This is a genomic window from Serinicoccus sp. JS2-9, assembly GCF_059025165.1.
In genome coordinates, this window is record NZ_CM180091.1 from 1451143 (window position 1) to 1464443 (window position 13301).

The following is a 13301-nucleotide window of genomic DNA, read 5'->3' on the forward strand; positions in this document are numbered from 1 at the left end:
CGGTCCCCGACCCGTCCGCGAGTGACCACGGGATAGCACGACCTTCATCGGCGAACTTCACGATGGAGGTCGTGCTATCCCGTGGTCACTCTGGGGGGCGAAGGGGCACAGGGGCCCGTGGACGCCGGAAAGCGAGGGAGGGCGTGTCGGTGAGAGAGCGTGGTCGGCGATGGCAGAAGACCTAGGCTGACGCCGATGGATCCGACTGCGCTGACCCCGGTCCCCGATGTCGAGGAGCTGCTCGCTGCGGCCCACGTGGTGCGGCTGCCCATGCGGGTGCGTTTCCGCGGGGTGACGGCGCGGGAGGCGGTGCTGCTGCGGGGTCCGCGCGGCTGGTCGGAGTGGGCGCCCTTCCCCGAGTATGCCGACGCCGACGCCGCGCGCTGGCTCGCCGCCGCGGTGGAGGCCGGCTGGGGCGAGCTGCCCGCCCCGGTCCGCGACACCGTCGGCGTCAACGCCACGGTCCCCGCCGTGCCTGCCGCCGAGGTGGAGGCGGTCCTCACCCGCTACGACGCCCGCCGCACCGCCAAGGTCAAGGTGGCCGAGCGGGGCCAGAGTCTCGCCGACGACGTCGCCCGGGTCACGGAGGTGCGGCGCCTGCTCGGCTCCGAGGCGCGGATCCGGGTCGACGCCAACGGCGCGTGGTCGGTCGCCGACGCGACCCGGGCCCTGACCGCGCTCGCGCCCCTCGACCTGGAGTATGCCGAGCAGCCCTGCGCCGGGGTCGACGAGCTGGTCGACCTGCGACGGGAGCTCGCGCGGGGCGGGGTCGACGTGCCCGTCGCTGCCGACGAGTCGATCCGGCGAGCCCAGGACCCGCTCGAGGTGGCCCGGCGCGGGGCGGCCGACCTGGTCGTGGTCAAGGCCGCGCCGCTCGGCGGCGTGGCCCGGGCGCTGGCGATCATCGCCGAGGCCGGGCTGCCCGCGGTCGTCTCCTCGGCCCTCGACACCTCCGTCGGCTTGGCCCTCGGGGTGCGTCTGGCCGCCGCCCTGCCGGTGCTCGAGCACGACTGCGGCCTCGGCACGGGCGCTCTGCTGGCCAGCGACGTCGTCGCGGACCCGCTGCTGCCCGTCGACGGCACCCTCACCGCCGAGCGTGCCGACGCCGCCCGTGAGGCGGTCGACGACGCCGCGCTCGCGGCATACCGGCCGGAGCACGAGCGCGTGACCTGGTGGCGCGAGCGCCTCACCCGCGCCCACGCGCTCCTCTGACACCACCCTCTCGCCCACCTGCCCTCACCCCACCCTGACCTGTCCTGCCCTGACCGTGGAAGGCGACCACGGCTTCTGCTGCCATGGCTCGACAACCGGTGGTCGAACTCGCCGGTCGGCCAAAGATTTACGCGACGGAAACATGGGCAACGCACCCGAAACACGAACCGGCTGCTTCCCGAAACATCGCGGGTCTTCACTGGTGCGCACAGCGACGGACTCCCGCCCCCGACGGCGTGACACGGGGGGTCACTCGCACCGCACCCTCTAGGAGGCAACACATGGAACTCTCGACCACCGACGTCTGGGTCATGGTCTCAGCAGCCCTCGTGCTGCTGATGACGCCAGGCCTGGCGTTCTTCTACGGCGGCATGGCCCGGGCCAAGGCCTCGACGAACATGATCATGATGAGCTTCGTCTCGATCGGTCTCGTCGGCGTGATCTGGGTGCTCTGGGGCTACGGCATGACCTCGGCCCCGCCGCTGCTCGGCGGTCTCGTCGGCAATCCGACCGCCGACTTCGGCCTGGTGAACTTCATCGGCACCGCCGACATGATCGGCATCGGCTTCGGCGCGACCTTCGCGATCATCACCGTGGCCCTCATCTCCGGCGCGGTCGCCGACCGCACCCGCTTCGGCTCCTGGTCGGTCTTCGTGCCGATCTGGGTCACCCTCGTCTACTGCCCGCTGGCCTACATGGTCTGGGGCGGCGGCCTGCTCTCGGCCGACGGCGCCATCGGCAGCACCTTCGGTGAGGCCATCGACTTCGCCGGCGGCACGGTCGTGCACATCAATGCCGGCCTGGCCGCACTGGTCCTCGTCTACATCATCGGCACCCGCTCGGGCTTCGCCAAGGGCTTCCACAAGCCGCACAACATCCCGCTGATGATGCTGGGTGCCCGCTGCTGTGGTTCGGCTGGTTCGGCTTTAACGGTGGTGCCGCCGGGACGGCCGAGGAGGCTGGCCTGATCTGGGTCAACACCATGGTGGCGCCCGCCGCCGCGATGCTGGCCTGGCTGGTGACCGAGCGGATCCGCGACGGGCACGCGACCTCCCTCGGCGCGGCCTCCGGTGTCGTCGCCGGTCTGGTCGCGATCACCCCGGCCTGCGCCAACGTCTCCGCGCTCGGGGCGATCCTCATCGGCCTGATCGCCGGTGTCGGTTCGGCCCTCGCGGTCGGCCTGAAGTACAAGTTCGGGTATGACGACGCGCTCGACGTCGTCGGCGTCCACCTCGTGTCCGGCATCATCGGCACCGTCATGATCGGCTTCCTCGCGCTGCCGGTCGACGGCGAGGGCGGCGGCCTCTTCTACGGCGGCGGCGCCGGCCAGCTGGTCGCGCAGGTCGTGGCCACCCTCTTCACCCTCGTCTTCACCGGCGTGATGACCGCGATCATCGGCCTGGCGATCGCCAAGACCATCGGCTTCCGCATCAGCGCGGAGGACGAGGCTCGCGGCGTCGACCTCGCCGAGCACAGCGAGTCCGCCTATGCCTTCGGTGATGAGGATGCCTCCTACGACCCCATCGCCGAGGAGGCCAAGGTCTAGTCGCTCGGGGCGACGGACAAGCCCGAGCGGGGCACCCACGGCTGCGGCCGGGGGTGCCCCGCTCGTGGTGGTGGCGGCGCCGGTACGCCGCCCGCGCGCCTCGGGCGGCTCCGGCCCGGTCCACGGACGGCGGGGACGGCACTGCTTTCGGCGCGCGAACGGCATACCGGAGAAGAACGCGTTCGACCCGCGCCGCGACGGGAGATATCCTGGCCGCTGTTCCGTTCTCCACCCCCACACCCTCCGTGAGGTGCACCGTGCCCACCGGCAAGGTCAGGTTCTTCGACGAGGACAAGGGCTTCGGCTTCCTGTCCAGCGACGAGGGCGACAACGCTGACGTCTACGTCCCGCGCTCCGCGCTGCCCGAGGGCGTGCCCGCGCTGAAGCGTGGCAGCAGGGTCGAGTTCGACATCGTGGCGGGCAAGCGCGGGGACCAGGCGCTGCACGTGCGCCTGCTCGACCCGGCCCCGACCGTCTCGCGCGGGCTCACGATGCGGGACCGCAAGCCAGCCGAGGAGATGGTGGTCGTGGTCGAGGACCTCATCACGCTGCTCGACCAGGCCAGCTCCTCGCTGCGCAAGGGGCACTACCCGGACCGCACGCACGGTGCGGCGATGGCCAAGGCGCTGCGCGCGGTGGCCGACCAGTTCGAGGCCGGGAAGTAGCCCATGCCCTCCCCGAAGACCGACGCCGTCCTCACCGGTGCCGTCGAGGTCGCCCGCGCGGCGGCCGGCGAGGTCGGTGAGCCCGGAGCCATCGGCGACCACCTCGGCGTCGAGGTGGAGGGGGACCGCGTCGCGACGCACTACTTCGCCTGCACCGCCGGGGCCTACCCGGGCTGGCGCTGGGCGGTCACGCTCTCGCGGGTGCCGCGCGCGCGGACCGCGACCGTGAGCGAGGTGCACCTGCTCCCCGGCGAGGACGCGCTGCTGTCCCCGGAGTGGGTCCCGTATGCCGAGCGGCTCGCCCCCGGCGACATCGGGCCGGGCGACCGGACGCCCTACGTCGAGGCGGACCCGCACCTGGAGGCGGGGTTCGAGGCCACCGGCGAGGAAGACGTCGACAAGGTCGCGCTGTGGGAGCTGGGGCTGGGGCGTCCGCGCGTGCTGTCGGCCGAGGGCCGCGACGCGGCGGCGACCCGCTGGCACGACGGCGACCGCGGGCCGGGCAGCGAGAGCGCCCGGAAGGCGCCGGACCCCTGCCGCACCTGCGGCTACTTCCTGCCGATGGCGGGGGCGCTGCGTTCGGTCTTCGGCGTGTGCGCCAACGAGTGGTCGCCGGCTGACGGCTCCGTCGTGGCGCTGGACTTCGGCTGCGGCGCGCACAGCGAGACCGACGTCGAGCAGCGGGCGGCCGAGAAGGTCGACCCGCCGGTGCTCGACGACGACACCGAGATCGTCTACAGCGACCGCTGACCCCCCGGGCCTACCCGGACCGGGAGCCTCGGCTGTCCACTGCGAGAGCCGGGTCTGCGCGCTCCGAGAGCCTGGTCTGCTCACTCCGGCAGCGTGGTCTGCACGGTCCGAGAGCGTGGTCTGCACGGTCCGGCAGCCTGGTCTGAGCGGTCCGAGAGCGTGGTCTGCTCGCTCCGGCAGCTTCGGCTGCACGCCGAACCACCATGGATATGCCGCCCACGTCCCGGTCGGATCTGTCCCGCCAACACGCCGATCGTCGTCGGCTCTAGCGTTCACGTGAACGCTAGAGCCGATCCCGCCCGGCGCGTCGTCGGGACGGAGCAAGCGTGCTGAGGGGCAGGGGGCGGGCCGGCGCGGGCAGCGCAGCCGGCGTGGGCGGCCGTCCTGACGCCGACGAGCTGCGGTCAGGCGCTCACGCCTCGGCGGCGTTGCCCTTGCCGCGGCGCAGATAGGCATACCCGAGGCTCCCGAGCAGGATCCCCGCGACGGGGACCCATACCCACCACGCGCGCTCGCCGGTGCGTAGGGCCGGGACGACCAGCACGACGACCAGAGCGACCAGCCAGGCCACGATGCCCCAACGCACCAGCGTGATCGTGCGCAGGGTGACCTCCGGCGGACGGATGTCACCGACGGCGGGTTCCTCCTGCGCGCGCCTGCTCACGCGACCACGGTAGCGCCTCGGGCAGAGCATCCCAGGCTGCTGGAGTGGTCAGACGGGGCTGCCGGATATCGTTAGTTGAGGTAATGAGTTAAACTAAAGACTGTATGCCTGACTCCACCACCGCTCTCGCCCACGACCTCCGGATCGCGTGCATGCGGGTGGCGCGGAGGGTGCGCTTCGACGCCGACAACACCATCGCTCCGCACCACTTCAGCGTCCTCGTCAAGCTCCACGACGATCCGCGCACCCTGGGCGAGCTTGCCGCGATCGAGCAGGTCAGCGCCCCCAGCATGAGCCGCACCGTCGGTCAGCTCTGCGACATCGGGTATGTCGATCGCGCGGCCGACCCCGACGACGGTCGCCTCGTGCGGCTCTCGCTGACGGGGGCGGGCCGGTCCGTGGTCGAGCGCGAGCGGGCGCACCGGGACGCCTGGATGGTCGCCCGCCTCGAGGGCCTGACCGACGCCGACCGGGAGGCCCTGCGCCGCGCCACCGACCTGCTCGAGCAGGTCCTGGAGATCGACCAGGAGAGCCGCCGGTGAGCGCGATGTTCTCCGCGCTGTCGGTCCGCAACTACCGCATCTACGCCGCTGGAGCGATCGTCTCCAACACCGGCACCTGGATGGGCCGGGTCGCTCAGGACTGGGTCGTGCTCACCGAGCTGACCGACAACTCCGCCCAGGCGCTCGGCATCGTGACCGGTCTGCAGTTCCTCCCGATCCTGCTCTTCACCCCGGTCGCCGGTGCCCTCAGCGACAGCTTTCCCAAGCGCACCGTCATGCTGGCGAGCCAGTCGGCGATGGCCTTCTTCGCCGTCGTCATGGGCGTCGCGGTGCTGCTGGGCCACATGGAGCTGTGGCACATGTTCGTGCTCGCCTTCCTCTCCGGCACCGCGGCGGCCTTCGACGCCCCGGCCCGGCAGTCCTTCGTCTCCGAGATGGTGCCGAAGGCCCAGCTCACCAACGCCGTCGGACTCAACTCCGCGTCCTTCCACTCCGGCCGGCTCATCGGCCCCGCCGTCGCCGGCCTGCTCATCGCGGCCTTCGGCACCGGGCCGACGCTGCTGCTCAACGCCCTCACCTTCCTGGCGGTCATCGCCGCCCTGCTCGCGATGGACCCAAGCCAGCTCTCCTCGCGCCCGCGCACCGGACCCCGCGGTCGGGTGCGCGAGGGGGTCGCCTACGTCCGCCGCCGCCCCGACCTGCAGCTCATCCTCGTCATCGCCTTCATGCACGGCACCTTCGGCATGAACTTCCAGATCTTCAACGCCCTCATGTCGACCGAGGCGTTCGGCAAGGGCGTCACCGACTTCGGCATCACCGGGTCGGTCATGGCGATCGGCTCGCTCTCCGGTGCCCTCCTCGCCGCCCGGCGCGAGCGGCCGCGCTGGCGCATCCTGCTCGGCTCCCTCGCCGCGTTCTCCCTCTGCACCGGGCTGCTGGCCTTCGCCCCCAGCTTCACGGCGTACACCCTCCTGCTGGTGCCGACCGGCCTCTTCGCGCTCACGGTCATGGTGAGCGCCAACGCGATGGTCCAGCTGAGCGTCGACCAGGAGGTGCGGGGCCGGGTCATGGCGCTCTACATGACGATCTTCATGGGTGGCACGCCGCTCGGCTCGCCCTTCCTCGGGTGGTTCGCCGAGCAGTTCGGTGCCCGCGCGACGGTCGGCATCGCGACCGTGATGTGCGGCGGGACCGCCGTCGCCGCCACCCTCTACCTCATGCGTCACGACCACCTGCGGCTCCGCTTCCGCGCCTCCTGGCCGCGCCCGGTCTACCTCGTGCGCATGACCGAACCGCTCCCTGAGAAGGTGACCTGATGAGTGCCCGTACCCGCCGCGTCGTCGTCCTGCTCGCCCTGGCCGCGCTGATCCTCGTGCCCGTCCTGGCCACGCTCGGCTGATGGACTCGCCCTCCCGCCCGACGCTGACGGGGACCGTGGGCATGGTCTCCAGCACCCACTGGCTCGCCTCCTCGGCAGGTATGGCGATGCTCGAGCGCGGCGGCAACGCCGCCGACGGGGCGGTCGCCGCGGGTCTGGTCCTGCAGGTGGTCGAGCCCCACCTCAACGGCCCTGGCGGCGACCTGCCGCTGATCGTGGCCTCCGTGGACGACCCGGCGCCGCGGGTGCTCTGCGGGCAGGGGCCGGCTCCGGCCGGTGCCACGCCCGAGCACTTCCGGGCCGCCGGCCTCGACCGCGTCCCCGGCTCCGGCCCGCTGGCGACCGCGGTCCCGGGCGCCGTCGACGCCTGGCTCACGCTGCTGCGCGACCGCGGCACGATGAGCCTGGCAGAGGTCGCCGAGCCGGCGCTGCACTACGCCCGGCACGGCCACCCCTTCCTCGCTCGGGCCGCGGCGACCGTGGCCGCCGTGCGCGACCTCTTCGTGGACGACTGGCACACCTCTGCCGAGCAGTGGCTGGTGGGCGGGGCCGCGCCGGAGGCGGGGTCGCTCGTCACCAACGCCGCCTGGGCCGACACGCTCGACCGCCTCGTCGCGGAGGAGACCGCGGCCGCCCGCGGCAGCCGGGCCGGTGTCGACGCCCGGGCCGCCGGGATCGAGGCGGTCCTGCGCGCGTGGCGCCACGGCTTCGTGGCCGAGGCGATCGGCGCCTTCGCGGCGCGAGCCTTCCGGCACAGCGGGGGAGCGGTGCTCCCCGGCGTCCTCACCGCCGACGACGTGGCGTCCTTCGAGGCGACGTGGGAGGACGCGCTGACCGCCGAGTGGCAGGGTCACACGATCGCCAAGACCGGTCCGTGGGGTCAGGGCCCGGCGCTGCTGCACGTGCTGGGCCTGGTCGACGCGGCCGGGCTGGACGGAGCGGACCTCGACACGGTCGAGGGGGTGCACACGCTGGTCGAGGCGTGGAAGCTGGCGATGGCCGACCGTGAGGCCTGGCTCGGCGACAGCGCCGACGACCCGCTGCCCATGTCCGCGTTCCTGGACGCCGACTACCTCGCCACCCGGGCCGGTCTCATCGGCCCCGAGGCCTCCCGTGAGCTGCGCCCCGGGTCGCCCGGCGGACGCGCGCCCCGGATCGCCGACCAGGCGCGGCAGGTCGAGGTCGCCGCTGCCGAAGCCGGCGGCGCGGGCTCGGACGGCACGACCGGAGAGCCGACGGTGCAGCGCGACGGCGGGACCCGCGGCGACACCTGCCACGTCGACGTCGTCGACCGGTGGGGGATGCTCGTGTCCGCCACCCCGAGCGGCGGGTGGCTCCAGTCGAGCCCGTTCATCCCCGATCTGGGCCTGGCGCTCGGCAGCCGGCTGCAGATGATGTGGCTGGAGCAGGGGCTGCCCAGCTCGCTCGTCCCCGGACGTCGCCCCCGGACCACCCTGACGCCGACGCTCGTGCTGCGCGACGGTATACCGGTGCTGGCGTGCGGCACCCCCGGTGGCGACCAGCAGGACCAGTGGCAGAGCGTCTTCCTACTGCGCCATCTCGCCGCGGGGCTGGACCTGCAGGAGGCGATCGACGCCCCCGTCTTCCACACCGCGAGCTTCCCCGGGTCGTTCCACCCGAGGGCGACCGAGCCGGGGGTGCTGATGGCCGAGTCGCGCCTGGGGGAGCCGGTCCTGGCCGGGCTGCGCGCCCGCGGCCACGAGGTCTCCGACCAGGGGCCGTGGAGCCTGGGCCGGATGTGTGCCGTGGCCCGCGATCCGCGCACCGCGGTGCTCAGCGCCGGCGCGAACCCGCGGGGCAGACAGGGGTATGCCGTCGGGCGCTGACCTCGCGGCGGCCCTCGGGGCAGAGTCGGGTCAGGTCAGGGTGGCCCTGCGTGTGGTTGCCGACCTGGTGCCCCTCCGCGACCACGCGCACCGCGAGGGTGGGATGCGCGCTCGCCGCGCTGCCGAGCATGAAGAAGGTCGCGGGCGTGCCGGTGCGGGACAGCGTGTCGAGGACGCTCCCGGTCACCCCGGGCCGGGGGCCGTCGTCGAAGGTGAGGGCGATGCAGCGGACGACCGAGCAGTCGGCGCTCCACGGGTCGGCGGCCGGGCGCGACGGTGGTGCGGGCGTCGGCGCCGAGGTGAGGGACGGCGACGGTGCGGGTGCGGGTGTGGGCGTCGCGCTGGGGGAGACGACGGTGGTGGACGGCGGCTCGCTGGCCGGTGCCACGTCGGCCCTCGGTGCCGCGCCGGGCTCGGAGCTGGGGGCGGCGCACGCGGCGAGCCGCAGGGTGACGGTGAGACCGAGGGGCGGCAGCGTTCGGCGGTGGGGGTCACGAGTCCTCATGCCAGGTCTACGCCTGGCCCCCTGGGGCGGTTGTATCGGGCCCACCCATGAGCAGAGGCGAGCGGTCAGGGAGAGCGGTAGATCGCCATACCCTCGAGGATCGGCTCGATCTGCTCGCGGCTCCGGACCACGCGGGGCGCGTCAGGCTCGTCCGCCGGCCCCGCCAGCTCCCCGCCGGAGGAGTCCACGAGGAGGGCGTTGCCGACGCGGACGAGGCGCACCAGGGTGGTGGCCATGACCTGGTCCGGCAGCCCGTAGTTCTCGGCCCAGAGGAAGGAGTCGGCACCCTCGGTCGCGCCGAGGACCTGCACGCCCAGACCGGGCTCCGCCCCCACGCAACCCTGCACCGTCGAGCGCGTCCAGGCCAGCGCCTCCTGCGCGGCCTGCTCGTCGTCGAAGACGATCAGGGTGCGGTGCCGGCCGTCCTCCGGGGCCTGGTCGCGGGCCGACGCGGCGTCGGCGGCGTCGCGGCCGGTGAGGATCTTCTGCCCGCAGACCTCGACGGCCGGGCCGGGCCCTCGCGACGAGGCGCACCGGTGCCCGTCCGGCTCGTCCGTCGGGTATCCCGCGCCCAGCGGGATGTCGTCGGAGACGGTCTGGACCGGCGCGTCAGGGGGTTCGGCGGCCTCGGACGACTCGTCTGCAGGTCGAGGTCCCCGCGGCGTGCCCACACGCGCGCGAACGCCTCCTGCACGCAGTCGCGCGCCTCCCCGAGGTCTCCGCACATGGCGTAGACCCGGCGCACCACGCGCGGGTAGCTGGCGTCGTACCAGCCGTCGAACTCCTCTCGGCTCATGCCGCCTCATGGCGCGTCGATGCTGCCGTCACCCTTCACTACGCCCGAGACCCGGGTCCCGGTTGCATCCGGTGTCGCGGGAAGCAGCCGCATACCTCCGGGCGTTGACCACGGTGAGCACCTACGCTGGTGGGTGCACCCGATCCCTCCAGGAGGACTCCCGTGCCCGGTGGCAAGACGCGCCTCGCCAAGCAGGCGATCAAGTACGGCCCGGTCGTCTACGCGATGGCCCAGAAGTACGGTCCACAAGTCGTCGACCAGTTGCTCAAGCAGCGCGAGCCGGCGCAGAAGTTCGTCCAGGACCGGGCCGACAAGGCGCGCTCCAACCCGCGGCGGCACGCGCTCGCGCACGCCGACACGGTGGTGGAGGGCACGGTGCAGCAGGTGTTCTACCGCGGCCACCCCTACTGGGTGGTCTTCTCCTGCAACGAACCCGTGGGCGTCCATCCCCACACGGACGCGCCCTTCGACAGCCTCCTGCTCAACGCCGACCCGGCCAAGCGGCACAGCCCCGACGAGCTGCGCCGCACGGTCCACCTCCCGCGCCGGGCGCGTCGGTCATGAGCGACCTCAGCGACCGGGTCGACTACACCGGCGAGGGGCTGGCCGAGGCCGACGCGCCCCTGGCCCCGCTCGACATCGTCCGGCGGTGGCTCGACGAGGCCGTCGCCCGCGGACGGGAGCAGGGGGACGTGCCGGAGCCCGCGGCGTTGTCGGTCGGCACCGTGGACGAGCACGGTATGCCGGACGTCCGCACCGTGCTCATGCGTTTCCTCGACGGGGACGGGCCGGGTTTTCTCACCCACCAGCAGTCCGCGAAGGGACGGCAGCTCGACGGCAACCCGGGCATCGCGGCGTCCCTGACCTGGCCCTCGATGTTCCGGGCGATCCGCTTCCGCGGTCGGGCCGAGCAGCTGGACCCCGCGCTGGTGGAGGACTACTTCCGGTCGCGCCCCTACGGCTCCCGGATCAGCGCGCACGCCTCCGCCCAGAGCGCACCGGTGGCCGACCGCGAGGCGCTGGAGACGGCATACCGCGAGTGCGAGGAGCGCTGGCCGGACCACGGCGGCCCCGACGACGTGCCGCTGCCGAGCGGGTGGGGCGGCTACCGGATCGTCACGGATCGGGTGGAGGCGTGGGGCGGCCGCCGCAACCGGCTGCACGACCGGATCGTGTGGGAGCGGACCGGTCCGGGGTCGTTGGACGACCCCGGGATCTGGCGACGGTTCCGCCTGCAGCCTTGAGCGGCAGGCGCGTGTCGGTGGCGACTCCTAGGATGGGCGCGTGAGCGGCGACCTGATCGATACCACCGAGATGTATCTCAAGACCATCCTCGAGCTGGAGGAGGACGGTGTGCTGCCCATGCGGGCGCGGATCGCCGAACGCCTCGGGCAGTCAGGTCCCACCGTGTCCCAGACCGTGGCCCGGATGGAGCGCGACGGCCTGCTCGAGCTGGCCGAGGACCGACACCTCGTGCTCACCGACGACGGGAGGCACGCCGCGGTGCGCGTCATGCGCAAGCACCGGTTGGCCGAACGGCTGCTCATGGACGTCATCGGGCTCGACCCCGCCTTCGTCCACGACGAGGCGTGCCGGTGGGAGCACGTCATGAGCGAGCAGGTCGAGAAGCGCATCCTCGAGCTGGTGGAGGACGGCGAGCGCTCCCCCTACGGCAATCCGGTGCCCGGCCTGGAAGAGCTCGGTCGGGAGGCCGCTCCGACGGCGTCCGGGCGGGCGAGCAGCGAGCTGGCCGACGAGGGCGGCGAGCGGATCGAGACCACCGTGGTGCGCCTCGGGGAGCCGGTCCAGGTCGATCCCGAGGTGCTGGGGCTGCTGCTGGACTCCGGCGTGCGGCCGGGGGCTGCGGTCATCGTGTGGAGCGAGGACGGGCGGACCATCGTCGAGGCCGTGGGTGGCGAGGCCGTGTCGTTGCCCGTCGACGTGGCGGCCCACATCTTCTGCGCCTGAACAGACGTCCAGACTCCGTGTGAGATGGCTCACGAGGAGCCTGGAAATCGCCTCCATGCGGATGGGATCACTGCAGGTCAGCCGTCCGTGAAACGGATTGAGGAGAAGGGCGGCCGGGGGCGCGTCGTTACCGTAGCGTGACATTTGTCAATGGCCGTGTGTAGTCTCGACGAGTCCTCCTCCCTGGGGGGACCCCCACAGCGTGTTCCGCCGAATTCTGTCAGCGCGCATCCATGGGGCCGTGGCCAGAACGACACCGCGTGACAGAAGCGGGGGAACCACTGACGGAGTCGTCCCAGACTCCTCGGGGCTCAGGGTCCGGCGTGTCCGGACGGGGGACTCCACCCCAGCCCGACAGCTCACCCCGCAGGCACTGGAGGAAGTACATGACGCAGCGCATCACCGGTCGGCACCGCCGGCCCGGTCGTCTCAGCACGGCCACCACCGCTCTGACCCGCACCGCCGCCGTCGCCGCGACCTCGACCGGTCTCGTGGCCGGTGCCGCGGCAAGCGCCACCGCGACCCCCGACGTGCCGCAGGAGCAGGGCGAGGCCCTGCTGCAGCTCGGCGCGGGCTACGCGGCGGACCTCACCGTCACCGTGGACCGCCCGGCCGAGGCCGTGGCTGCTCCCGACGACATCGACATCGCCAGCTTCGGCACCAAGGGCTTCACCGCGGTGACCCCGGTCGTCGAGGCCGCTCCGGCCCAGCAGGCCGAGGCCACCCAGCAGGCCGCTCCCGCGCAGGAGCAGGCCCCCGAGCAGGTCGCCGCCCGCGAGGAGTCCAGCGCCAGCCGGACCAACGAGCGCACCGAGGCTCCCGCCCAGCAGGCGACCCAGCAGCAGGCCGCCCCGGAGCCCGCACCGGCCCCCGAGCCGGAGCCCGCCGCCCCGGCCCCGACCGGTGGTGTCCTCGGCGTCGCCGCCGCCTACACCGGCATCATGTACGTCTACGGCGGCAGCACCCCGGCCGGCTTCGACTGCTCCGGCTACACGCAGTTCGTCTTCAACCAGGTCGGCATCTCGCTGCCCCGGACCGCCGCTGCCCAGCAGGCCGCCGCGACCCCGGTGAGCAACCCGCAGCCCGGCGACCTGGTGTTCTTCGGTTACCCGGCCTACCACGTGGGCATCTACGCCGGCAACGGCATGATGTACGACTCGGGCCGCCCCGGCATCCCGACCCAGCTGCGCGCCGTCTTCAGCGGCGTCTCCGGCTACGGCCGCGTCGGCTGACCGAGCCGCTTGGGCCACGAGCCGCTCCCGGCGGGCTGACCGCCCGCCGGACCTGACGACAGCCCCGGCCGCACCTCGTGTGCGGACCGGGGCTTCGTCATACCTCCGGGGTGTCGCCCGGCCGGGGAGGATCGGTGCAGCTGCCCCCGTCCTCACCGGGCAGGGCCGGTCGGGGTGGGGAGGATCGGTGCAGCTGCCCCCGTCCTCACCGGGCAGGGCCGGTCGGGGTGAGGAG

At 73.0% G+C, this 13301-nt stretch carries 13 protein-coding genes and 2 pseudogenes; 11 read left to right on the forward strand and 4 right to left on the reverse strand.

Annotated features, from left to right (window positions below):
- Nucleotides 1-195: 195 nt before the first annotated feature.
- The 4 genes and pseudogenes from AC5PYY_RS07255 to AC5PYY_RS07270 all read left to right on the forward strand — a co-directional run bounded on the left by AC5PYY_RS07255 (nt 196) and on the right by AC5PYY_RS07270 (nt 4173).
- Nucleotides 196-1212 (forward strand): o-succinylbenzoate synthase, encoded by a 1017-nt coding sequence (locus AC5PYY_RS07255; protein ID WP_493899108.1) that lies wholly within the window; start codon nt 196-198, stop codon nt 1210-1212.
- Nucleotides 1213-1493: 281 nt separating this feature from the next.
- Nucleotides 1494-2758 (forward strand): annotated as a pseudogene (locus AC5PYY_RS07260) (ammonium transporter).
- 257 nt (nt 2759-3015) lie between these two features.
- A complete protein-coding gene (locus tag AC5PYY_RS07265; protein WP_493899109.1) occupies nt 3016-3423 on the forward strand; it encodes a cold-shock protein in 408 nt (135 codons plus the stop codon).
- Between the two features lie 3 nt (nt 3424-3426).
- Nucleotides 3427-4173, forward strand: a complete 747-nt coding sequence (locus tag AC5PYY_RS07270) for a DUF3027 domain-containing protein (protein ID WP_493899110.1) — start codon at nt 3427-3429, stop codon at nt 4171-4173.
- Between the two features lie 412 nt (nt 4174-4585).
- Here the strand turns inward: AC5PYY_RS07270 and AC5PYY_RS07275 are convergent, their stop codons facing one another.
- Nucleotides 4586-4837 (reverse strand): DUF2530 domain-containing protein, encoded by a 252-nt coding sequence (locus tag AC5PYY_RS07275; RefSeq protein WP_493899111.1) that lies wholly within the window; start codon nt 4835-4837, stop codon nt 4586-4588.
- Nucleotides 4838-4941: 104 nt separating this feature from the next.
- Between AC5PYY_RS07275 and AC5PYY_RS07280 the strand changes: the two genes are divergently transcribed.
- The 3 genes from AC5PYY_RS07280 to AC5PYY_RS07290 all read left to right on the forward strand — a co-directional run bounded on the left by AC5PYY_RS07280 (nt 4942) and on the right by AC5PYY_RS07290 (nt 8565).
- Nucleotides 4942-5379: a MarR family winged helix-turn-helix transcriptional regulator gene (locus AC5PYY_RS07280; RefSeq protein ID WP_493899112.1), complete on the forward strand. Its 438-nt coding sequence runs from the start codon at nt 4942-4944 to the stop codon at nt 5377-5379.
- Nucleotides 5380-5384: 5 nt separating this feature from the next.
- On the forward strand, nt 5385-6656 hold the full coding sequence (locus tag AC5PYY_RS07285) for an MFS transporter (protein ID WP_493899341.1): 1272 nt from the start codon (nt 5385-5387) through the stop codon (nt 6654-6656).
- Nucleotides 6657-6738: 82 nt separating this feature from the next.
- Nucleotides 6739-8565: a gamma-glutamyltransferase family protein gene (locus AC5PYY_RS07290; RefSeq protein WP_493899113.1), complete on the forward strand. Its 1827-nt coding sequence runs from the start codon at nt 6739-6741 to the stop codon at nt 8563-8565.
- Here the strand turns inward: AC5PYY_RS07290 and AC5PYY_RS07295 are convergent.
- The 3 genes and pseudogenes from AC5PYY_RS07295 to AC5PYY_RS07305 form a co-directional block, all read right to left on the reverse strand.
- Entirely contained in the window at nt 8513-9070 is a 558-nt protein-coding gene (locus tag AC5PYY_RS07295) for a polysaccharide deacetylase family protein (RefSeq protein WP_493899114.1), read from the reverse strand. The genes AC5PYY_RS07290 and AC5PYY_RS07295 overlap by 53 nt on opposite strands.
- A gap of 65 nt (nt 9071-9135) precedes the next feature.
- Nucleotides 9136-9741, reverse strand: a complete 606-nt coding sequence (locus AC5PYY_RS07300) for a hypothetical protein (protein WP_493899411.1) — start codon at nt 9739-9741, stop codon at nt 9136-9138.
- Between the two features lie 23 nt (nt 9742-9764).
- Nucleotides 9765-9866: pseudogene (locus AC5PYY_RS07305) on the reverse strand (hypothetical protein); the annotation flags it as partial.
- Nucleotides 9867-10028: 162 nt separating this feature from the next.
- Between AC5PYY_RS07305 and AC5PYY_RS07310 the strand changes: the two are divergent.
- From AC5PYY_RS07310 to AC5PYY_RS07325, 4 genes are all read left to right on the forward strand, one after another.
- Nucleotides 10029-10430, forward strand: a complete 402-nt coding sequence (locus tag AC5PYY_RS07310; RefSeq protein ID WP_493899115.1) for a hypothetical protein — start codon at nt 10029-10031, stop codon at nt 10428-10430.
- The gene (pdxH, locus tag AC5PYY_RS07315) at nt 10427-11110 is read left to right on the forward strand and encodes a pyridoxamine 5'-phosphate oxidase (protein ID WP_493899116.1); all 684 of its coding nucleotides are present in this window, start codon (nt 10427-10429) and stop codon (nt 11108-11110) included. The genes AC5PYY_RS07310 and pdxH overlap by 4 nt, the downstream gene beginning before the upstream one ends.
- A 40-nt stretch (nt 11111-11150) precedes the next feature.
- Nucleotides 11151-11834 carry an iron-dependent transcriptional repressor DtxR gene (locus AC5PYY_RS07320; protein WP_493899117.1) on the forward strand — a complete coding sequence of 228 codons (684 nt, stop codon included), beginning with the start codon at nt 11151-11153 and terminating at the stop codon, nt 11832-11834.
- Nucleotides 11835-12220: 386 nt separating this feature from the next.
- Nucleotides 12221-13066 carry a C40 family peptidase gene (locus AC5PYY_RS07325; RefSeq protein WP_493899118.1) on the forward strand — a complete coding sequence of 282 codons (846 nt, stop codon included), beginning with the start codon at nt 12221-12223 and terminating at the stop codon, nt 13064-13066.
- The last annotated feature ends 235 nt before the right edge of the window (nt 13067-13301 follow it).